Annotated in this window: 12 protein-coding genes; all 12 read right to left on the bottom strand. The window is 62.4% G+C overall.

Annotated features, from left to right (window positions below):
• The 12 genes from DVJ77_RS00130 to DVJ77_RS00075 all read right to left on the bottom strand — a co-directional run bounded on the left by DVJ77_RS00130 (nt 1) and on the right by DVJ77_RS00075 (nt 21,134).
• The gene (locus DVJ77_RS00130; RefSeq protein ID WP_114843460.1) at nt 1–4,353 is read right to left on the bottom strand and encodes a hypothetical protein; all 4,353 of its coding nucleotides are present in this window, start codon (nt 4,351–4,353) and stop codon (nt 1–3) included.
• A gap of 6 nt (nt 4,354–4,359) precedes the next feature.
• Nucleotides 4,360–6,483 carry an ATP-binding protein gene (locus DVJ77_RS00125; protein ID WP_114843459.1) on the bottom strand — a complete coding sequence of 708 codons (2,124 nt, stop codon included), beginning with the start codon at nt 6,481–6,483 and terminating at the stop codon, nt 4,360–4,362.
• 4 nt (nt 6,484–6,487) lie between these two features.
• Entirely contained in the window at nt 6,488–8,095 is a 1,608-nt protein-coding gene (locus tag DVJ77_RS00120; protein WP_162791294.1) for a hypothetical protein, read from the bottom strand.
• Nucleotides 8,092–10,368, bottom strand: a complete 2,277-nt coding sequence (locus tag DVJ77_RS00115) for a hypothetical protein (RefSeq protein WP_114843457.1) — start codon at nt 10,366–10,368, stop codon at nt 8,092–8,094. The genes DVJ77_RS00120 and DVJ77_RS00115 overlap by 4 nt, the downstream gene beginning before the upstream one ends.
• A 10-nt stretch (nt 10,369–10,378) precedes the next feature.
• Entirely contained in the window at nt 10,379–12,313 is a 1,935-nt protein-coding gene (locus tag DVJ77_RS00110) for a hypothetical protein (protein WP_162791293.1), read from the bottom strand.
• A gap of 115 nt (nt 12,314–12,428) precedes the next feature.
• Complete coding sequence (locus DVJ77_RS20965; RefSeq protein WP_225427672.1) at nt 12,429–13,937, bottom strand: collagen-like protein; 1,509 nt, start codon at nt 13,935–13,937, stop codon at nt 12,429–12,431.
• Between the two features lie 24 nt (nt 13,938–13,961).
• Nucleotides 13,962–16,247: a phage tail protein gene (locus DVJ77_RS00100; RefSeq protein ID WP_114843455.1), complete on the bottom strand. Its 2,286-nt coding sequence runs from the start codon at nt 16,245–16,247 to the stop codon at nt 13,962–13,964.
• Nucleotides 16,244–18,226 (bottom strand): putative baseplate assembly protein, encoded by a 1,983-nt coding sequence (locus DVJ77_RS00095; RefSeq protein ID WP_114843454.1) that lies wholly within the window; start codon nt 18,224–18,226, stop codon nt 16,244–16,246. Before DVJ77_RS00095 ends, DVJ77_RS00100 begins: the two co-directional genes overlap by 4 nt.
• The gene (locus tag DVJ77_RS00090; RefSeq protein ID WP_114843453.1) at nt 18,226–18,630 is read right to left on the bottom strand and encodes a GPW/gp25 family protein; all 405 of its coding nucleotides are present in this window, start codon (nt 18,628–18,630) and stop codon (nt 18,226–18,228) included. The genes DVJ77_RS00095 and DVJ77_RS00090 overlap by 1 nt, the downstream gene beginning before the upstream one ends.
• 12 nt (nt 18,631–18,642) lie before the next feature.
• Nucleotides 18,643–19,383: a hypothetical protein gene (locus tag DVJ77_RS00085; protein ID WP_114843452.1), complete on the bottom strand. Its 741-nt coding sequence runs from the start codon at nt 19,381–19,383 to the stop codon at nt 18,643–18,645.
• A gap of 15 nt (nt 19,384–19,398) precedes the next feature.
• Nucleotides 19,399–19,896: a phage baseplate assembly protein V gene (locus DVJ77_RS00080; protein WP_114843451.1), complete on the bottom strand. Its 498-nt coding sequence runs from the start codon at nt 19,894–19,896 to the stop codon at nt 19,399–19,401.
• Nucleotides 19,893–21,134: a phage late control D family protein gene (locus DVJ77_RS00075; protein WP_114843450.1), complete on the bottom strand. Its 1,242-nt coding sequence runs from the start codon at nt 21,132–21,134 to the stop codon at nt 19,893–19,895. The genes DVJ77_RS00080 and DVJ77_RS00075 overlap by 4 nt, the downstream gene beginning before the upstream one ends.
• Nucleotides 21,135–21,138 lie beyond the last annotated feature (4 nt).

Raw genomic sequence — 21,138 nt, 5'->3', positions numbered from 1 at the left:
TCAGCCCTCACTACGCTGGATGACATGGCCGCCTTGCGCTTCGATGCGCGCAGCGGTGGTTTGCAAGGCGGCTTGCCGCTGCGCCTTGTGAGCTTGCGCCCAAGTCTGCAGGGTTTGCGACAAGGTTTGTACCGTGGCCTCGCGTTGCGCGGCATCGTTGCCCATGACCTGCGCCTGTCCGGTGGCCTGGGCATGCGCCGCGCCGGCACGCGCGATACGTTCGCTATTGGCCTGCTGCAAAGCCTGCGCGCCGCTGGCGGCGCGGACAAACCCCTGGCGGGTCGGCGTGGCTTGCTGCGATGTGCTGCCAAGGCGGCCGGCATCGGCTGCTACGGCTTGTTGTCGTGCGGGCGTCGCCGCGTTTTGCGTATCGACGCTTTGCCCCATCTCATCGAATGAGGCCAGCAGCTTGCGGCTGTCGCCATCCATTTTCATCATGCCGCTGCGCACGTCGCCTTCGGGTAGCAGATGCGCATACTGGGTCAGGCCCAGAAACAAGCCCAGCGGGATGGTGATGACGCTCAAGCCCGCCAGTTGATTGGGGGCGCCGGCCAGGGTCGCGCCCGATTCACGCGTGCGTTGCTGTTGCGCCTCATTCGCTTGCTGGCGTCGTTGCACTGCGGCGCTATGCGCGCTCACGGCGGTTTGCGCCCCGCTCATTTCTCGATGGGCACGCGCCAGGGGAGCCTGTTGCGCCTGATGATGCGAGCGTTCCGTCGCCATGCGTGCCGCTTCATTTTCCGCCTCGGCGCGTGCCGCCAACAGACAGAGAATTTCATTTTGAATATCGATGATTTGCTGCGGTGTCACTGGCGGCGGCGTATAGGCGGGATTGACGTGAGTAACGATCGGTTCGAGCCCTTCGCGCAAGCCGCGCATAAATGCGTTGCCTTTCGGCGGGGCGGCAGGGCTGTCCGGGGCTGGCGCGGCAGGGTGCGGTGCAGCCAGTGCCGGCGGCAGGCGCGGGGCGACGACAGCGGGTGTTGCCGCGGTACCGCCGGGTGCGGCTGCGACCGGCGTCGCTGGTGTACGTGCCGACGGCGTGACGGGTGTTGCAGCATGATCCGCAGGGGCTGGCCCCATGATGGAAGGGTCAATCATCACCTTGGGCAGCACGTCTTGTGGACGAGTGCCCACTGCCGGCGTCGTGCCCGTACCGCCGGAACCCGCCGAGCCGGGGCCGCGTGGCTCCGGCAGCGGTTTTCCATCGGGGCCGACGCGGTCGGTGAACACATAAATGGTTTCAGTGTGGCCCGCCGGTCGCCGCGCCGCGGCATCTTGCATCAGCAATTGTGACTGGTCGTGCGGTAAGTCCGGCGTGTGCAGGGCAGCGCGGGCACTGGCCTGCAACTCTTCATGCCATACGTCGTCGCGGGTTTGTCCCGCCAGCCAGGCTTCGCGATGGCCGATTGCTTCGTGTCCCATGGCCGCTTGTGCTTCGAGCGCCGCATTGGCCGGATTGCGCAAGCCGGTAGGGCGTGAGGCGACGGGCAAGGGGTTGAGATCCGGCCCGATAATAAACATGTCGAAGCCCGGTAAAAACGCGGTGGGCGATGTATCGGAAAATTGGATTATCTCCGGCGGAATACCCATTTGCGTCGACATACGATGACGCACCTCAGCCTTCTGCTCGGGTGTGAGCGGGGTGCTGCTGCGCGTGCTTTCGCTGACACGCATGGTGCGTCCAGAGGGCGTCGTCGGGTCGTCAACATACATAGTGCGTCTGGCCGCCGCCGTATCGCGTTCATGCTCGACCAGCGCCTCATGTTCACGCTCAGCCAAGACGTCGCGATCGTGCACTGGCGGCTCGTTGGAAGCTATGCGAACACGGTCTCCCGGTGCCATGGAGCCGGCACCGCTGGGTGCATCGACACTGGCTGCGGTATCGACGTGATCGGGCACTAAATTGGCTGGTTCGGCTGGATGTCCGGCGGCAGGCGGTGCGACCGGTGCCGATGTAACCGCAGCGGTTGGTGGCGGTGCCGCCGGAGTCGTTGCCGGGGCGGCGGCACCCGTGGCGGTTGGCGGGGGCGATGAAGGTCCATCCGGGAAAGCCTGATCGAGCTGATTGTGCAAACTGGCGATATCGGTATCGACCCCGGCAGGCCGACCTGTTTTGGCTTCGGCGGCAGCCAGAGTCTTCAGCGCATCGTTGATTTCGTGGTTGCGGTATTGCTCATGCAGACGGCCCATTTGATCGAGGATGACGGTGTCCACCGCGGCGGGGTCGTAACCCGCGCGTAAGCGGGCATCTCGACTTGGCTCGACAATGTCGGTGGTCCAGTTGGCGGGCCGATCCAGATCGCGCAGGCGATGAATCTCCGGCACGTCGGCTTGCGGATCGATAAAAGTTGCCTGGGTATGTGGCTTGGCCGGGCTGGTGGCGGTTGCTTTGCCGGTTTCCGCCAGCACGGTGAGCGAATCCAGATCGGGGGTTCTCAAGACACCATGCGGATCGACCATTTGATCGCGGATCTTTTGTTGTGAGATCACATGATCGCGCTGCACGTTATGTCCCAGGTCGCCGCGATTGGGCACGCGCTCGTCGTACATCCATGGTCTGTTGAGCTCAGGCTGGTTGGGAATAAATGCGCGCTCGGGCTGGCCTGGGACCGGCGTACCCGGCGGCGGGGTTACCCCAGGTGGCGGGCTGCCGCGTCCGTAATTGCGATCGACCACGCCCGGCAGAGGCGCTTGATCGGATACGGGTGCCGGGGCGGATGGAGGTGCCGCCGCCGCTGGCGGCACATTGGCTTCGTCACTGATGCGATAACCCGGCGCATTCGGATCAACCGGCGGTGCCGTTGCATGAGGGTCTGTTTCATGTGGCGGCGTGGCCGGATGATCGGCAGCGCCAGGCACCGGTTCGGGCGCGTGTTCGGTCGTGCCACCGGGTAACGCGTGCTCATCGATCGGCGGGGTCGCGGTAACGGTAGGCCCTTCGCCGGCATGTGCCGATGGATTGGGATGATCGGGATGTGGATCAGGCTCCAGATGCCCGCTGGGCGGTCGGGCGCCGATGTGAGCCATCTTGCCTCCGGCATAAGCACCCAACGCTCCGCCTGCGGCACCTGCGGCGGAGGACAACTCGGCGCCGTCGGCTTCCACTTGGGTCGGGTCGGCGTCGCTGGTGAATTCGTGCAGGGCGCGAAAAGCCAGCGAGACCGGATGCAAGACACCGGCATTGATGCCGTCGAGAATCATGGTTGCCGCGCCGATCGCCAACGCCACCTCGGTCAGAATGCCCGCCAACGGCGACAGCACTCCGACGGTGACCACGGCGGCAACCCATAACCCGACGGCGATCGCGCCGCAGACACCCGCGATGACATTCAAGATATTGGTGGTGACATCGATCACCTCGGAAATCGCGTCGATAGTGTTGGCGATCTTTTCGTAAGTGGACGCGCCTTGGCCGATGCGGCCGATTTTTTTGCCGGTGTCTGCCCAGTTGCGGGTTGCCAATCCGTAGGCCGACATCGCACCGCCGATGATCGCGCCGACGGCCGGGATCGGGGTGAATTTGGCGGCATTGCCGGCGATACGCCCGCCAAAGCGACGTACCGCGACGTCCGCAACTTTCAGTGCGACCCGTGTGCCGGCCCCCATGCCCAGGCCCATCAGGAGACCGCTGCCGGCGCCTTCGGTAAAGCCGGCACCGGCCTGCTCGGCAATAAAGGCGGCGCGCTGGGTGGATTCGGCTGCGCCGACACGCACCGAGGCCGATGACCAGCGCTGGTGTTCGGCCAGCTCTTCGTCGATCAGCGCCAAATCGCCGGTATCGGCGGAGTCGAGTCCGCTCCCGGCGGTTGCCGCGTCGCCGCCACCGGCTGGTCCCCCACCAGCGGCGGCTCCGGCCGGCGCGTGCGCAGCACCTCGCGCGCCGGCAGCGCCGCCACCGCCTGCGGCTGGGTGCGCCGCCCCGGCTGCACCCGGTCGTGCGGCACCTCCTGTGGCAGCAGGTGCTGCTGCCCCTGCCGCCGCCGGATGAGCGCCCGCCGGTGATGCTGGTCCGGGTGCCGCCGCACCGGGTGCGGCATCCGGTGCGGCCGTTCCCGCTGCGGCTGCATCGGGTTGAGCGGCGGCGGGCATCGCGCTGTTGTCGTGATCGACATTCGCCGGCGCTGCATTTGCCGGAGCGGCGCCGGCCGCTGCCGGCGTTGAATCGGGCGGTGGCGTCGGTGTTGCATCCTGATGCAAGCGTTGCAAGCTTTGATTGCCTGCCGCTTGTTGCACCTGGACCGGCTCGCTTTGCGCCTGCGGGTTTTCGGGGGAGGGCTCGGCGTGTGTGCGCAGCGGCGGCCGATCTGCGGTCGCGCTTGGCCCTGGTGCCGCTCGCGCCGTATCGCCCATGGCGAATCAGTGGCGCAGCAGCGGGTGGTAGTGCTTGAAATCCGTCGGTGACGGCGTGGACCCTTGCTTGGCCAGTTGTCGCGCCAAGGCGCGCACCAGATGCGACATGCCGATGGCGGCTTGTTCCTGCGCCGCCAAAAAAGCGGCATCGAGGGAAATGGTGCGGATGTCGCCGCCGGGCAGCTCGAATTGGCGCGCCAGAAAAGCAAAATCGATATCCCGCTCCAGCGGGGCTTGCGCAGGAAACATACGTCGCCACAAGCGCTCGCGCTGCTGCGCATCGGGCTTGGGGAAATCCACTACGTAGTGCATGCGACGCGCGAATGCCTCGTCGATATTGCGCTTGAAGTTGCTCGCCAGCACCACGATGCCGGCATGCTCTTCCAGTTTTTGCAGCAAGTAAGCGACCTCGATATTGGCGTAGCGGTCGTGGGCGTCTTTGACCTCCGAGCGTTTGCCGAACATGGCATCGGCCTCGTCGAAGAACAGCACGGCGTTATGCGTGCTGGCGGCGGTAAAAATGCGGTCCAGATTCTTTTCGGTATCGCCGATGTATTTGCTGACCACGCCGGACAGGTCGATGCGGTACAAGTCCAGATCCAGCTCGTGCGCGATCACGCCGGCGGTCATCGTCTTGCCGGTGCCCGATGCGCCGGCAAACAGAATCTTCATGCCGCCGCCCATGCCGCCGCTGAGAAAACCCCATTCGTGATAGACGCGGTGACGGTAGCGAATCGCCGCGGCGATCTCGCGCAGGCGCTGCAAAATCTCCTCCGGCAATACCAGGTCGTCCCAGCCCAGCTTGCATTCGACCTTGCTGGCCAAAGCGCCAAGATGGTTTTGCATCTGCTGGCGTGCCGCGCTGCGCAACAACTTCGCATCGACGGCGGGTAGGCCATGCAGGATGCGCAAATCCCGTGCATCGGCAACCGCCGCGTGTATTTGCCGTGCGCTGAAGGCAAAGCGTTCCGCCAATACGGCGCAGTCTTGCGCACTGATCGTCGGCGCGGCTTTTTTCCATAACGCCACGCGCATGGCGAACGGCGGAGATCCAAGCGACAGCGATAAAGCACGACGCTGACCGAGCAGGCTGCGCCAGGGCGTATGCGGTTGTGCTGCCAGCAGCAGCGGAGCGATCGGCAGATCCAGCAATCCGGCCAGCTCCGGCGCCAGTTGGCCGTCGCGCTCGGCCAGGGTTTCGGCACCCTCGATCAAGATCAGCGCGGTTTCCAGTCGGCATTCAAAAACGCTTTGCTCCAACGTGGCCTGTAATGGACGGCCATCGCGGCGCAGTGCGGATATATCGATGCTGCGCCAGGGTAGGGCGAGCCGTTGAGCCAATGCGGCGGCAAGCGCTTCGCGCTCATATCGTGTGGCCGCCTGGATAACCAGCACCGGCGGCTCGTCGGGTGCTTCGCTTGTGCCGGTGCTGCTGAACAGCTCGGTCAATCGCTGCAGTAGCGGATCATCGGGCGAGGCATCGCCCGCGTGAGCCGGATCGCTTGGGGACGTATGGCCTTGGCTTTGCTGGGAAGATGCACTCGCCGCGCCGAACAAATAACGCACCAGCGCAATATTGGGCGCAAAGCCGGCATTGAGCAGCGAGGGGCGCATGCCGGGGGGATCGATCATATGCACGATCCCGGCAGTTCGCAGGCGTGCCGCAGGGGCCAGCGCCGCGTCGACATCGGACGCGTAACAAGCAGCATCGCCAAGCAGTCGCCGAGCCAGATCGGTGGTCGGCCATTTGCGCGTGACGTCGTTGTTGAGATAGGCGTAAAGCGTCTCGTATTTGAGATCAAGCTCCGGCGCCAGCGCAATCAGCACGAGATCCTCTTCCAGCGTGGAAAGCTGAAAAACGCGGCACATGTGTTCCCAGCGGGGATCGCGTTCGCCGCGACTATCGGCCGTGGCATCGGTATAGAGATCGGCCAGTCGGGTATCGGTCAAATCGGCGTTGGCGTAGGCCTGGGCGATCACCTCGTCGATCTGCGCGTCGCTGATGTAAAGACCGCGAAACTCGTCCAGCGAAAGCTGATAACGGGCACGCAGCCGCAGCACCTCGCGTTCGATCAAACGGTCCAGGCGCGCCAGCAAGGTCGTTGGATAGAGCGCGGGGGCTAGCGTCATGGCATTACTCGCGACTGAAGAAAGTCATGGCGGGCGTGGTCAGCCAGGGCAGCTCGCGCTGTCCGCGATTGAGCCCGGCGAGATTGAGCAGCAAGGCGAGGGGAGGGCGTTCCAGGGTGACCTGCACATGCTCGTGCTGCCACTCAAGTTGGGCGCCGGCATCCAGAAACTGGCTATGCAGATAATGCGCACGCGAAGTGGCAAAGCCGGGAATTTTGCAAGCAAAACGATGCAATAGATGCTGTGCCGCCGTCGCCAGCGCGGCATGCCAGCGCGATGACCAGGGACCGGGCAGCGACATCAGGAAATATCGTTCGTCGTCGACGACGGCACGGGGGCTATCTTCGCTGTGCAGCCCACGCAGCCAGCCACGGCGGCGACGCATGCCGAGCATGCCTAGCCAGGCCACGATCATCTCGGTCGATAGACGCGCATCGATGCCGAGCAAGGCACGCCATACCGGGTCGGCAAGAAAGGGACGCAGCCGCTGAGCGCCTTGCGCATGGGCAAGCAGCAGCCAGCGCATCAGTTGGGGTGCGGATAGATGCACGTCGTCTTGCATGTCGACGCTCACCTCAAGGTCCGGCCAATCGCGAGTGAGTTCGTGCAAGGCCATCGCATCGAGACTGGTCAGCAGCATGAAGGCACCGCCGAACGGGGTGTAGGTGGTATCCGGCCATGCATCGGCCGCAGGCGCTGACATATGGCCGGCAAGTTGCCGCAAACCGCTTTGACGCACCGTCGCTGGTATGCCGCTCAACCAGGTAAGACAGGTGGCCGGCACATGGCCGTGCAGCGACTGGGCCGGATCAAAAGCATCGATCCATAGGGTCCGCTGTGATTCGGGTAGCTGGTGTAGCGTTTCGATCAAGCCGGCAACGGCGCAGCAGGCGGGTACACAAGCCGTACCCTGCGCTGCCATGGCGAGATAAAGCCACAGGCTGCGGTGTTCTATCGAGTGGGCGAGATAGGGTGCATGCAGTGCCATCGATACGGTGGCGATAAAACTCGCCGTGGCATCCATGGCCGGGGTATCCCAGCTTTGCAGCAGACGCTGCGCGTCATGGGCGGTTAGCGTCGTGAGAATGCGTAGCGCGGATTCGTGCGAGAGCGACAACAAGGCGGCGAGTCCCACCTGCGGCTCGTCGATCAAGACACTGCGAATGGCTGCCGAAGCAGGCAATAGACGCAAACCGTCGAACGACGCGTAATACCAGCGCTGCCAGGCATCGCCTGCCGCGCAATCGCCGATAAAGCGGGCCAGATAAGCCGCGCGATCGCGAAAGCGGATCAGGTTGTCGCTCTCTCCTGCCGCCAACGTCTGGGCCAAGGCCTTGCCCAATGCTTGCGCGCTGCATCGAGCGAGCTGGTCGGCATCGCCAGCGCTATCCACATGCCATTCCAAATCCAGCCGCCGGATGAAAACCAGGCTGGCATCGTCGGCGGCGAGCAAGCGGGCACATACCGCCGCCAATGCTTCGGCGGTACGTGTACGTAAAGCTTGGTCCAGCTTTTGTTGCACCTGCTTGGGCGCCGGATGCGCAGACGAAACGAAATAGCGCGTTTGCCATCGCCGCACACGTAAGGCTGGCGTGGAGGAAAGAGCGTTCATGAGCGCATGAAACTCGCATCGGCCACGCGCTCGACCTGTAGCGGCGGCAGATCGGAACGAACGGCTTTTACCTCCCAATAAAACCGCTGCTCGGCATTGCCGGGAGTGATCGCGCGCACGTGAAAACGCCCGTCGCGCACCGAGGTACTGGCAAGGGCGGAGACCGGCTCATCGCCTTCATACCGTGGAGTGAGTTGCACCGTGCGCTGCTGAGCGCAGGTCAACGCTTCAAAATAATCAGGCAGCTCCACCGTGGCGGCACCGTTGTGCAAGCAGCTCTCGCCGCGATAGAAAACCGCGGCTTCCGGCCCTTCGATCGCGGCGTGCACCAACCACTGTCCGGTGGCGTCTTTAGGATGCGGGATAGCGAAATTCTTGCTGCCACTGACGTTGACGTCGCCGCTGACATTCACGTCACCGCTGACGTTGACGTCGTCGCCTACATTGATCCAACTGCTGATGGTCGAATGATTGGCTGTCAGGCCGCCGGTGGCGGTTATGTCGGTGAATTGCGCACTGCTGCTGGAGGTAAGCGTTTGCTGCAGGGTGACACTTTGTTCGCAGGTCACCGTACTTTTAAACGTGCACGCACCGTTGAAGATCGTTGTGCCGCTGGTGCTGAAGCCGTTGTCCACCTGCAGGTTACCGCTGACATGCACCTGCGCCGTGGGCGTCGTCGTGCCGAAACCGAATTTGCCGCCCAAGAATGCGGTGACGTTGCCATTGTTTTGGAAGACGTAGAGAAAATCGTCGCCACCGTCATATTCAAAATCGGCGTCGTTGCGAAACAACCACAGTTTGCCTTGATGCTTATTGGCCCCTTGAATAACCACGCTGGCATCCAAGGTGTTGGTGCCGATGCCCAGTGAGCCGCTGAACCAGGCATTGCCTGTACCGGGGTCGCTCCAGTTGCCGCCGGTGCCGCCGACGTTCAAGGAGCCACAGGCGAATTCGCCCGGCGTGCGCACGCCGGGAATCGGCTGGCTCTGGTCTTGATTGGCATTGAGCCAAAGCCAGCTACCGTCGTTCCAGATCAGGGTGGCATGGGCCGGCAGCGCACGCGCCGCGCCACCGCTGATTTTATCGATCGCCAGATCGCCCGCGACATGCAAGGTGGCCGCCGGGGTATCGCCGCCGACGCAGGTCAAGCCGTTGTCGCGCACAGTGAGAAAGGGCACGATCTCTTTCAGTGCGCCGGTGCTGTCCACATTCACATTGCCGGCCGAGAAGGCATTTTTTCCGCTGGCGCCATCCTTGGCGGCAAACAGCACTTGCAGATCGCTGCCGCCCGCCTTGTTGCCATCCACCCGTCGCAGCACTTGCGGTACGCCTTTGCGATCGCCGGTATCGGTGCGGAAATCCAGTGCGCCGTCGAGCAGCCGGGCATCGCCCAAGACGCGTAGATTGCCCTCGACCCAGACCAGATCGTTTTCCGGCGGATGCGCCGCATCGTCAATGCGTGGCGGTTGAAAGTGCACTCTGGTGGGGTCGACACTGCGATCGCGCAAACGAATTACGCCATCGGCCGCTTGCACGCTTTCCGCGACGACGCCGAGGTATTGGCGAAACGCGCGGATTTGATCGCTATCCTTGCTTTGCAGGCCATCGCTGCCGCCGCTGTCGTCGCGCGGCAAAAACGTACCCGGCTGACTGCCTTGTTTAAACCAGCGCACCATACCTACCGGAATCAACCAGCGCCGCTTATCGCCAGACTCGGGAAACTGTTGAAACGGCACCGATTCGTCGTACAGCGTGGGTTCGTCGGGATTGAATAGCTGCAATGCCATATCGGGTTGCACGCTGCGGCCCGCCAAGGTGATCGAGTCATGCGGCCCTTTCGGCGGATCGCCGACGACGATGGCGTAGCTCTCCGCAATACGGTTGGATGTATCGCCGCTGCATAAGGCGAAGCCGGCCGGCGTCGTGGGAGTAGCTGCCTCCTTGTAGCGCACCCATATCTTGACCAGCACCCCGCCGTCGGGTGTGTCGGTTTGGAAATTGGCGAAAGCATCGACGCCGAGCTTGACCGGTGAGGTGATGACCACGGCATTGCCGTAGCCGTCCCAGGCCACGCCCGGCAATAGGGATACATCGACCGACGTACCCGAGGGCAGGGTGCGCTCGAACAGATCCAATCCGATGGCGATACCCCAGGTATGCGCGCCCAAGGCATGACGCGCCGTCTGCACGTGTTCGTACAGCACGGCGGCCGTCAGGTCGGCAGCGCCTAGGTATTGCCCCTCGAAGAAAACCGGGCGTTGACTCTGGTCCATGACAGTATCCTCAGGGCTTGCGCTTGGTCATGGTGGCGATCAGTCGTTTGTGCTCGGCGAGTTGTTTCCTCAGCGCATTCACTTGCTCGGCGAGCTCATTGACGTCCACGGTTTTGCCGGTCGCCCCGGCCGGCGCGGCTGCGGCCGATGCGGTAGGCGATGCGCTGAACATGTCCAATGCGGAGGCAGGCAATATTTGCCGCAGCAGTGGCGCCATGACCTGATGCGCCAGCAGGAAATCGGCCGGATGCGCTTGCTCTTGTTCGCTGACCAGCGGCGTGCCGTCGGCTTGCGTCATACCCAGGCTGCCGAGAAACAGACTCTGCGCGTTGACCTGACGATCGGGCTGCGCGATGGCATTGCCCAGCAATGAGGCGAATACCCCAGGTACGGTCGTGTCGGCGGCAGGCGCGGGCGGCGCCTTGGCCTTGCCCTTCGCTACATCTGCTTGAACCTGTGCCGATTGAACATGCATGGAATAGCCGTTCGCGCCGGTTCTGACGCCGATACTCGATCCCCAGGTTATGCCGCCGCAGCACATGTCTTCCAGCGTCTGCCGCAGGTTGCCGAACAAGCCGCCGTTGCCGCTGAACATTGAGAGCCAGTACTGGATGTTCGGCCAGGTAGGCAGAAACGCGCGTGCGCTGATATTGCAGATTTGCATGACCCGGCAGTCGCTGGCCGACACGGTAATCGTCGCCAGCGGCACGCAGTCGGCCATGGCCGATGGCGAGCATGGCGGCAACAACGCGCCGCAGAGGCATTTCTGCATGACCGCTTCGGCGATGCTGCTCAGCCCTTGCAGCGAGCGGGCATAGCTCTGCATCAGCAACAGGCCGGTGGACTTCTTTTTCAGGTCATACACGCTGCTGTCCGGTGCGGTGATACCGACAGCGGCCAATCGGCTGGCCAGTTCACAATCGTAAAAGCCCTGACTGCGAATGAACTCTGCCATGGTGTCGCGCAGGCTGAGCAGATAGCCGTAGATTTGCCCGTGGTTATAGGCTTTGTTTTTCAGCGAGCCTTGCACGCTTTCCATCAGCGGCAAGATGCAGCACATGAAGCGCTTGGCCGCTTCGCCATAGTTGGTTTGCCACCTGTTAAGCGATGTATTGGGCGCTTTGTAGACTTTGAAGCTATACCCCTCGCAGGTCAGCGTGGGTTCGCAGGAAACCGGCGCGTTCTTGGCCGGCTTGCTGGCGGTACTGGTTGATGAGCAACCGCAATCGCTTTTGCCGGTTGAGCTGGACCCACCGCACGAACAGCCACCACTACTGCCGCTGCCGCCGCAACTGCATCCACTTTGACCGCCGCAGGAACAGCCGCCTGGACCATTGGCCGATTCTCGCAAGGCGCCGACACCGCGCGATGGTTTCTCCGCATAGCAAACCGCCAGCACCCAGTCTTCGGTATCACCGTAGCTTGTCGTTTTGTTGCCCGTCTTATAGTTGATGTCTTTGATTATTTTGCCCAACTCCGCAGCGGGTATCTTGACCTTCGTCGTCTCGACAGCCGCGGGAAAAAGCTGAAAGCAGTCGGCATCGGTTTGCGGCCGGCATTTACCGATCAAGTCGCAGACATCCACGCTGACGTTCTTGCACAACACGATGTCATTGCCGCAGGGCGATACGGCATAGCCGGGCCGCACGGTCACCTTGGTGCCGCCCTGGTCGGGTCCGCAGACATTGCAGATCACCTCCAGGCCGCAGGCCACGCCGGTGCCGACCAGATATCGGTTATGCAGGCGATTCTTGGCGACGATGTAATGATCGAGACGGTTGAGGTCTTCATCGGTCAGCAATTGCCCGGCGAAGAAACGTGGCCGGCAAAGACATTCGAGTCCGCCGCATGCCGGGCACACTGGCGTGCTGTCGCACATGGGTGTCGCGTTGCAATCGGGGTAGGGGATGGCGCCGCGCTGATAATTGGACGTGCTGATAGCCATTAGCGTGTCCTCGATGTGGCCGGCATTCCGGGCGCCGGCGCTAAGCATTCGATGGTGGTCACAACAAGGTTCATGCGCATGGCATGCCTGCATGGGTCGATCTTGGCTGCGGGGATCATGGCGTCTGACCCTTCAAGCCGAACCAGCTCTCGAAAAGACCGCCCTGAATCCCGTAGGGGCTGCCGTGGCTCAGTTGCCCGGTAGGTAGTTCGGCGCGGGTGAACTGTCCGGCGACAGCGGTTTTGCCGGCGCCCTCCAGTACGAAGTCGCAGCGCAAGATGGCCCAGAAATCGAAGATGTTGGGCAGCTCTTTCGTTGACGGCACAAAAGCGATCGCGTCGATGGTCGTTGGACTTCCGGGGATTTCAACGGCGTCGATCACCAGATGGCCAGACAGCGTCGCCTTGACCGGCACGATGCTGCCCTTGAGCGCACAACGGCAGTTCACGATGGATGCGGCGCTGGCGTTGTTCTGTGGCACCAGGACCTGAAAAACATGCTGATCGTTGGCTGTACCAAACAGGATCGGGCCATTGAAAGAGATCACAAAGCCGAACGCCCGGCTGCCATCGGCGCGCGTGATGGTGAATACCGATGGCTCGGTATTACCATGCGTCCAGCTCAAGGCATTGATGCGTCGCAGGCCTGCTTCCAGGCCTGGGCCGGGCGCGCCGTCTTTGCCGGGAAGACCGGGGGCGCCGTCGGTGCCATTGGTGCCATTGGTACCCGGCGCGCCGTCCTTGCCGGGTGCACCATCTTTGCCGGGCGTACCGTCCTTGCCAGGCGCACCGTCTTTACCCGGCGCGCCGTCCTTGCCGGGGGCGCCGTCTTTTCCGGGTGGCCCCACACCACCGCCACCGGGGTTGGTGAGAATGCAGTCGATGACTTCTTTGAGCGTTTGCGTACTCGGTAGCAAGATGCGCCCGGTGATGTTGTCGATCAGCGCAAAGCCTTCGGTCGGCGCCGGCACCGGAGCCGGCGGGTCCACCAATTGATTGCCGACCACGTAGTTGGCGATGGTGGCCAGCACGAGGCAATCGGGTTGGTCGCAATGCGGACAGCCGTCCAGGCTTTGCAGCCATAGATCGCCGCACTTGGCCGGTGGTGGCGGCACGGTGACCGATGGCGGATCGACGATGACGCCCAACTCATAGGATTCGAGAATGCGATTGGGTGCGCAACGCGTGTCGTCGCAACCGCAATCGTCGTAGAGCACCGGAATGTCCTCGTTGGGACATTCGCGATAACGAATGCAGATTTGCAGCGTATGCGCCTTGGTGTCCTTGATCGCCATCACCGCCGGTTGGGCGAGAATGTCGAGGATGTCGCGATCGGTCACCACAATGTCGTGACCGCAACAGTCCACCGCGGTGCCGGGCTCGACGTATACGTAATGGCTGCGACAACTGGCTTTGTTGTGCTGGGTTACCTTCAACCCGCAGACCACGCCTTCGCCATGTAGGTACTGATTGTGATGGCGCATTTTCTCCACGACGTAATGCTGCTCGTCGATAAAATCGCGCGCCAACATCAGCTTGCCGGTCCAGTAGGCATTGCGCGAGAACGGCTCGTACTCGCAGGCCGGACACTTTGCCTGGGTGGCTTCGATGGGATCGCTGGCCATAATCTCGTTCTCCGAAGCGTTCCGTCAGTTGAGGGGTGGTGGCGTGCCAAGGCGCGCATTGCGCCCGATGCGTTGCGCCGGCGGGATGGCAGGGGCGGCGGCGCTCAAGATCGACGCCGTTCCTAAAGGGGTCGTGCCCAGTGGCAGGCCTTGCGGTAGACGTCCGATGACCGCGTCCAGACCAATCATCGATTGCACGCCAATGCGCATGCGCGGCTCGACGTATTCGATGTCGTACTGCACGTAAGCAGGGCATTCGCTGCGCAGTAGCTGCTCCAGCGAGCGTCGTTGCGCTTGGTCGCGGTAGCGCGAGGGCACGAATACCGTGATGCGGTTGGCGTGCACCAGCACGGGGTCGCTGGCGGCGTCGGGCGTCGTCAGCAGCAGGGTGCGATTAGTGCGCGCATTGGTATCGAGTTGCGAGCGATTGACGATGCGCCGCCCCCATAGCACCGCCTGTTCGCCCAGCCTGCCGGTGCCAAGCTGCAACCAGCGCCGCAAGCGGAAATGTTCAAGCAGCAACGGCGGTGGCTGGTAGGGAATACATGCGGGGACGGGGCGGCAGTTGCGCGGTGTTTCCACGCATCGACGCCGCGCCGGGCGGTGCGAATAACGCGTCGCGGCGTCACGCCAGCCGAGCAAAAGCAACAGCATTTCATGCAAGCCGCGCGGGGTGCCGTGCAGGTCATACAGTTGGCTCGCCCGGCGCAGATAGTCGCGTCGTCGCGCCTCGCTCCAGCCACGGTCGAGACTAAGGCCCACCCATGACGCCAGCCAAGTGAGAAAGTCGACTGTCGCGCCACCGACGGCCTTGGCCGGCGTGCTCATCGGATCGAACCAGCTTGCGAGGTTATCGACGGTGCGTTCGATGCTGCGCGTGGTGGTGTCGTACAAGGCGAGGAAACGCGCGGTGAAATCCGCGCTTACCGGCTCGCTGGCGAATACCGCCGGTAGATAACGCAGTGAGGTGATCCGGGGGAATTCGATCTCGGCCGCACGCAAGGTTGGCGTGGTTTTGCCGGTACCGCGCAAACTCATGCGCAACCATAAGTAGCGGCCGGGCGGACTGCGGATCAGGCCGTCCCATGACCACGGGGTCTTGTCGCTATTTCTGGGCAAGGCCACCGTCAATGCCTGCCATTGCGCAAAGCCGTCGATCTGCGCCGCGCTATAGGCCTCATTGGCGCAAAAGGTTTCAGCGAGGATCGAACACCCAGCCGGCATCAACCCCTGCAGCGCGATGCGATGCCACTGGCAATCGAGAATGCCGCTATCGAGCGGACCGCTGAGAAAATGCCCATCGACTTCGTAGATCTGAGACGGTGCAGGCGGCGCGGCGCTCAGTGGTTCGCCATCGTCGTCGAAGTAGCCACTGGCCGCACACGGGTTCTCGCTGCATAGCGTGCGCAGGTCGAGCGTGCCATCGGCCAGCACCGCGAAGGGCAGGGCATCGAAGCGTTCGGCGGCGGCCTCCACGCTGGCGGGCGGCGGCAGCAAGGCGCCGTCGGCGTGCATCGTCTGCAAACGCGGCTTGTTGTGGACGGGATCGAGATCGACCACGTAGATCACGCCGCAGCGATCGACCGCGATATACAACGGCACGTTGAACAAGGGGCCGCGCGTGCCGCGCCAATGACCGTTGGCGCTGAAGTGGTGCACGCGCTGATTGGCGATATCGGTGACCCAGACACCGCCGCGTGCATCGCAGGCAACGGCGCGTGGTTTCCAATGCGGATATTTCTCCGCAGCCGGCCGCAGATGTCCGCGCAGCGCATAGCCGTTCAAAAGAAACACGCTGACGCGGTGGTTCTCGCGGCGCAGGCGTTCGCGCAATGCCTGCCGGCGTGGATCGGAGCCGTTGATAGTGAGTCCATCGCGCCCGCTGTCGCAGACATATAACAACCCGCCATGCGTGGCGATGCCACCGGGATTGCGCAGTTGCCGGCCGCCGCCGCCATGGCCGCCGGTGCAGGGGATGGTGACAAACCGGCAACAGCAAGGATCGAAATGTCTGAGCTGGGTGGTGGCGTCGAGCAGATAAAGGCTGTTGCCAGCGGCGGCGACTTGCAGTGGTGTGCACAGTCCACCGAAGCTTCCCGACGGCTCGCCAAAATCACGCGCGCTGCCGGCAAACCAGGGCAGCGTGATATCGCCCTCATGCGGGGTCTTGCGCAAACCGCCGTCGTCGAGCATGCGCCAGCCAACGCGGGCATTGAGTAACAGCGACAAGGCATCGTCAGGCAACTGCGGCGGTGCCGGCACTCGTTGCGGTGCGTTGGGTGGTATCAGGCCTGCGGTGATTGTGCTCACGCGGTCGCCCCGGCATCGTAGTTGGCGATCACCGCGTGCTGCACCGAATACAGCAAGGCGTGCGGTTGAATCGGGATATCCGTACACGGCGGCTGAGCTTCGCCGTCCAGCACGATGGTCAGGTCGCTGATGCTGGCGATGCCCTGGATGCCCAGTAGGCGCTGATAGACCCGTGAGTAATAAATGGTGCCGCCGAACGGCCAGCCGTCGCCTTTCTCGCCGCCCTTCAGCGGATGAAAATAATCGAGCAACGATTGCTCGATGGCGATGCCCAATTGCGCCAGGTCGGCATCGTCGGCGGCGATCACATCGCCCTGTATCAGCACTAGCTGATAGAGCGGCCGCAACACAAATAATTCGGTAGCCAGCAGACGGCGGGCATCGAGATAACTGCATACGGTGCGCAGCAGGCCATCGCTGGCTTGCGGTGCCGGGTCGTCGGTATCGGGTACCACCACGACCGACACGGTGCCCGGTACCTTGAGTCCGGGAAACTGCGGGTGGAAGAACGGCAACGCCTTGGCGCGACGCACATTGCCGGCCTGTGTCGCAAGGTATTCAAAATCGCTATTGCTGACAGCGCGATCACGGCTGCGTAAAGCCTGCGGTGCGCGCTTCTTGGCTTGATCCAGCGTCTCTTCGTCGCGGCCGCCGTAAGCGGCCAACAGATTGCCGATACCGTTGTCATCGATACCGTCTACGTGGGTGGTCATCGTATCGATCAGCCCGGCCGCGACATTGCCGCGTTTGCCGCCGCCGACGCGATAGACACGAGCCACTACGTTGGCGCCGGGGTTACCCACATAGGCCACCGGGATCGCGCCATTGACCCCATCGCCGGTGAGGATTTTTCCCGAGCTTCGATCAAGCACGTAGACCTGGTCGGCTGGTCCGGCGGCAAAGAAATCGGTGACTTCGGTCCAGGTATCGAAACCGTCGTTGCTTTGTTGTATCTGCAATTGCAGCGAGCCGGCGACTACCGGCAGGCCGTTGAGCTGAAAACTTTGATTGCGGCTGCCGTCGCTGCCGCCGAGAATCTCGTCGTGGATCGTTTCGGCTTGTTCGACCAGGACGGTATTGGTGCGTACCGCCAGCAAGATCGGTGGATTCAGGTACTGGCTGGACGCCACGCGCACGCGAATCCAATAGCGCTTGGTGGTGTCTTTAGGGTTGCCGCTGAATTTCGCCGTGGCGGTAATGCCGCCCGCGGGCAATTTCAATTGCACGTGGCCGGTGCGGGTGAAGGCCAGGGTTTCGTCTTTAAGCAGGGTCAGCGGTGTCCAATAGGTGCCGTCCCAGTATTCCCACGCCAATTTGGCCGGCGTGGCGATGGTGTCGCCGCAGCCGTACCAGCCGAAAGCTTGCGGATCGCTTTGTACGACGATAGCCAGGTCGAGCACTTCGGCCGGTAGCGGGGCGCTGTCCACAAAGCCCAGCGCCAACTCCGCATCCTTGGCTGCTTGCGGGCCGAATGGCTGAAAGCCGGTCACGCCGTCATTGGCGTTGCTGATGTCGCTATAGCCGCCGCCCTCTGCGGTCAGCAGTTGATTGAGCTGCGCCCGGAAAGCCTTCAGCGAACGCACCGTTTCAAAGATCAACGGCGTACCGCCATCGCCGGGGTCGGCGCTCAACGGGGTGCGTGACGGCACGGTCACCACGCTGTTCGCGCTGGTGGTCAACACCGGCAGCGTCACCTCGGCGTTGGCTGGCTCCGCCGGCTCCAGTTCGATGCCAAGCAGTTGCAGAAATTTAATGTAGTTGAGCTGCGGCACCAGGTTCATGCGATACAGCAGCATGTCCGCTTGCCAGGCGAATACTTGCGCAAAGGTCACGCCGGGATCGTTGTCGTTGACATCGGTCCAGGCGGCATCGCCGGGGCGCCACTCTGGCGCATAGCGTGCGATGCGGGTGCGGATCTCCGTAACGATGTCGTCGTAACGGCGGTCGTCGATCATCGGCAGCAAGTTGTCGAGCGGCATCAGGCAGCCTCCTGTATGTAGAAGGGATAGACGAGGTTGCCAAGCGCATTGTTGATGCGGATGCGGTAGTTGATGCGAATCAACAGCAGGTTGTCTTGCCCGGACGAGCTGTCGGCATTGACATCGAGTACATCGATGCGGCGCTCGTAGGCGGTGAGCGCCTTGCGCACACCTTGCACCACTCGTGAGCGGGTCGCCGCATTGTTGGGCGCAAATACCAGCTCATGAATGCCGCAGCCGAAGTCGCTCAGCATCACGCGTTCGCCGCGGGCGGTAGACAGAATCAAATAGATCGACTCTTCAATGCGCTGCTCATAGCGCGATTGCGCCACGCTGCCGCTGGCCGTTACCTGCAAGGGAAACTTCCAGCCGATACCGAGAAATTCGCGTGTGTCGTCGCTCATCGCTTTATCCCATCAACCTGGCAGTGAATCGACGATGCCCTTCAAACCCTGCACCGCGGATTTGATCGAGCTGACGGTTTTTTCAATATCGTTGGCGCCACCGGCAATCGCGCTGAAGTCGGGCAAGTCCAGCGATTGGCCGGTCAGGCCGGCGATGATGCCGATAATCATCATCAGCGACTGCAGGGGCTTGAGCGACGACATCGCATTGCTCATCGCGGCATCGGCGCTGTTGCTCGCGCAGATCAAGGTGTCTTTGAGCACCGGGTTGTCGTCGGTGCCGTCCATATTGATGCTCAGTTTGAATTTGAGAATGCTGTCGACCTGGGTCAGAAAGCACAGCAGAATATTGATGATAAGCAGCAGGATGTGCTTGAGCATGGCGATCAGATTGGGAATCTGCAGCGCCGGTATACAGCCTTCCAACTGAGCGATCGCATCGAGCAGTTTCGGTACCGAGGTGGCGAGCTTGGTGGGGTCCGGCACCGCACTGGCGAAATCCTTGATCTTGCTTATTACGTTGAGGATCTTGAACAAGCAGGCCATGCTGGCGAACAGCGGGCCAAGCTGGATCAACAAGTTGAGATTGAGTTTGCAATCGCTAGTCGGGCCGCTGGCGAGATCCACGAAAGCATTGAGCTCGGCGCCGCCGAGCAGCGGAATCGTCGGGATACCGCTCAGCGCCTTCAGCTCGATACAGGGGATGGCCGCGCTGGTGTCGGTATCGATATCGGTGCTGGCGTCAATGCTCATGGCGCGCTCCTGATCTCATATCGCCGGTCCCACCGGCGCCACCAGACGCCCGTTGATAACGACATTGGGCGCGTTCAATTGCAGCGTGCCCACCGATTGGATGGTGATGCGGCCATTGGCCATCTCCAACTGGTTGCCGTGCGCGTCCTTGATGCGGATAAAGCCCTTGTCGCCACCTTGCGCGGGCGGATCGTAAAGAATGATTTCGTGGCCGTTGACCGAGCGGATCACCCGCAACTCGCGTTTATCGGCCGGCGGTTTGTCATGCCCGTTCCAGAGAAACCCCACCACGAAGGGGTGATCGAAATGACCATGATCGAAAGCGACCAGGGCTTCGTCCTCCAGTTCGGGCATGGTGTACACGCCGCGTTTTCCGCCGCTCATCGGTGCGGCGATGCGCGCCCAGTTGCTGCGCTGCGCCGGCTGCTTCCACGGAAAGTCGAGCTTGACCGCCGCCTGCGCCGGATCGATTTCCTTGACGATGCCGATGACCACGCCGTGGATGGTGCTCATCGCAGGCCTTCCAGGTTTCCGGTGACTTCGCGGCGCGCGTTGAATTTGGTGATGTAGCCGCTGTCGTTGATGGTGTGAGTGGAGTCGGTGACGAAGTACGAGCCGTTGAAGCGTTCACCTAAGCCTTCGATCATCACTTTGCGGCCCGCGCGAAGATCGGGCAGGCCGACGCAGGTGGCGTTGGCCTTGACAATTTCCTTGACGCGATCTTTAAGAATCGCCTGGGCTATTTGCTTGGCTTCGCGTTCGGTGTGCACCGGTTTGTCGACAACGATTTCTTCGCGCGGATCGCAAGCGCCGATCAGCTTGTGCATATCGGTGTTGACGTTCAAATCGCGGTCGCCGAGGCTGGCTTTGACGGTAATGGCTTTCTTGCGCGAGCTATCCCAGCCATTGACGGTGACCGAGCGCACCTGGCGCGCGGTGGTCAAGGTGGGTTTGAATTCGGTCAGCGAAGCTCCCCAGCGCAGGCGGAATGTGACGTCGCGGGTGCCGGGGCCACGGCCGTCGGAGGGGCCAAAGTACACATGCTGTTGCTGCTGGTCGGGGTCGCTGGCGTTGGGGTCGCCTTCGCGGATATAGACCACATAGCCCAGGCGCAATGCGCGCGCCAGCAGGAAATCGATGTCGTATTGATTGCTTTGGGCGACATAGGGGATGGCTTCTTCGCGGCCCATGGCATTGCTGTCGATCACCAGCGGCATCGGAAAGCGCTTGGCGTTGCTGCCCATGGTGCTGTCGGTAAGCGTGGCTATGTTGCGGGCGATCTCGCTGTCGCGCTTGTCGTTCCAGGTGGTGCTGTACTGTTTGCGTCGCAACTGATGCAACGCGTTCAAGCCGCGCACATTGAGCGTGGGCGCGCCGGCATTGAAGCTGGGTTCGAGGGTGGTGAAGCTGCCCTTGAGCATCAGGCGCAGGTCGCCGGCATAGCCCATCCATACCTCGACCTGCTTGTTGCACGGATCGAACAGCCGATAGCGCTCGCTGTCGGCGGTCGATCCGTCCAGGTCGGCCTGGGTTTCCGCGCCTACGTATTTGAACTGGCGGGTAAGTGAATCCCAGTTGTTGACCGTGATTTCAAAGCCGTCGATTTCTTTGATGTTGTCGTGATAGTTGATTTGAATAACGTCGCGCAGCACGTCGTGCGGCAAACCTACGCCTTGAATCTTCACCTCGAACTGCGGCACGTAGAAGCCGTTTTGCAGTGCCGATTCTTGGGCAAGTGTGACCAGTTCCATGGGC

The organism is Dyella tabacisoli, assembly GCF_003350925.1.
Taxonomy (GTDB): Bacteria; Pseudomonadota; Gammaproteobacteria; order Xanthomonadales; family Rhodanobacteraceae; genus Dyella_C; species Dyella_C tabacisoli.
This window is presented reverse-complemented; position numbering and strand designations above follow the sequence as displayed.

What these genes read in the sequence shown, in the direction of transcription:
- DVJ77_RS00130 (WP_114843460.1), bottom strand. Translation starts at nt 4,353, where the DNA reads ATGGGCGATACGGCGCGAGCGGCACCAGGGCCAAGCGCGACCGCAGAT.
- DVJ77_RS00125 (WP_114843459.1), bottom strand. Translation starts at nt 6,483, where the DNA reads ATGACGCTAGCCCCCGCGCTCTATCCAACGACCTTGCTGGCGCGCCTG.
- DVJ77_RS00120 (WP_162791294.1), bottom strand. Translation starts at nt 8,095, where the DNA reads ATGAACGCTCTTTCCTCCACGCCAGCCTTACGTGTGCGGCGATGGCAA.
- DVJ77_RS00115 (WP_114843457.1), bottom strand. Translation starts at nt 10,368, where the DNA reads ATGGACCAGAGTCAACGCCCGGTTTTCTTCGAGGGGCAATACCTAGGC.
- DVJ77_RS00110 (WP_162791293.1), bottom strand. Translation starts at nt 12,313, where the DNA reads ATGGCTATCAGCACGTCCAATTATCAGCGCGGCGCCATCCCCTACCCC.
- DVJ77_RS20965 (WP_225427672.1), bottom strand. Translation starts at nt 13,937, where the DNA reads ATGGCCAGCGATCCCATCGAAGCCACCCAGGCAAAGTGTCCGGCCTGC.
- DVJ77_RS00095 (WP_114843454.1), bottom strand. Translation starts at nt 18,226, where the DNA reads ATGCCGCTCGACAACTTGCTGCCGATGATCGACGACCGCCGTTACGAC.
- DVJ77_RS00090 (WP_114843453.1), bottom strand. Translation starts at nt 18,630, where the DNA reads ATGAGCGACGACACACGCGAATTTCTCGGTATCGGCTGGAAGTTTCCC.
- DVJ77_RS00085 (WP_114843452.1), bottom strand. Translation starts at nt 19,383, where the DNA reads ATGAGCATTGACGCCAGCACCGATATCGATACCGACACCAGCGCGGCC.
- DVJ77_RS00080 (WP_114843451.1), bottom strand. Translation starts at nt 19,896, where the DNA reads ATGAGCACCATCCACGGCGTGGTCATCGGCATCGTCAAGGAAATCGAT.
- DVJ77_RS00075 (WP_114843450.1), bottom strand. Translation starts at nt 21,134, where the DNA reads ATGGAACTGGTCACACTTGCCCAAGAATCGGCACTGCAAAACGGCTTC.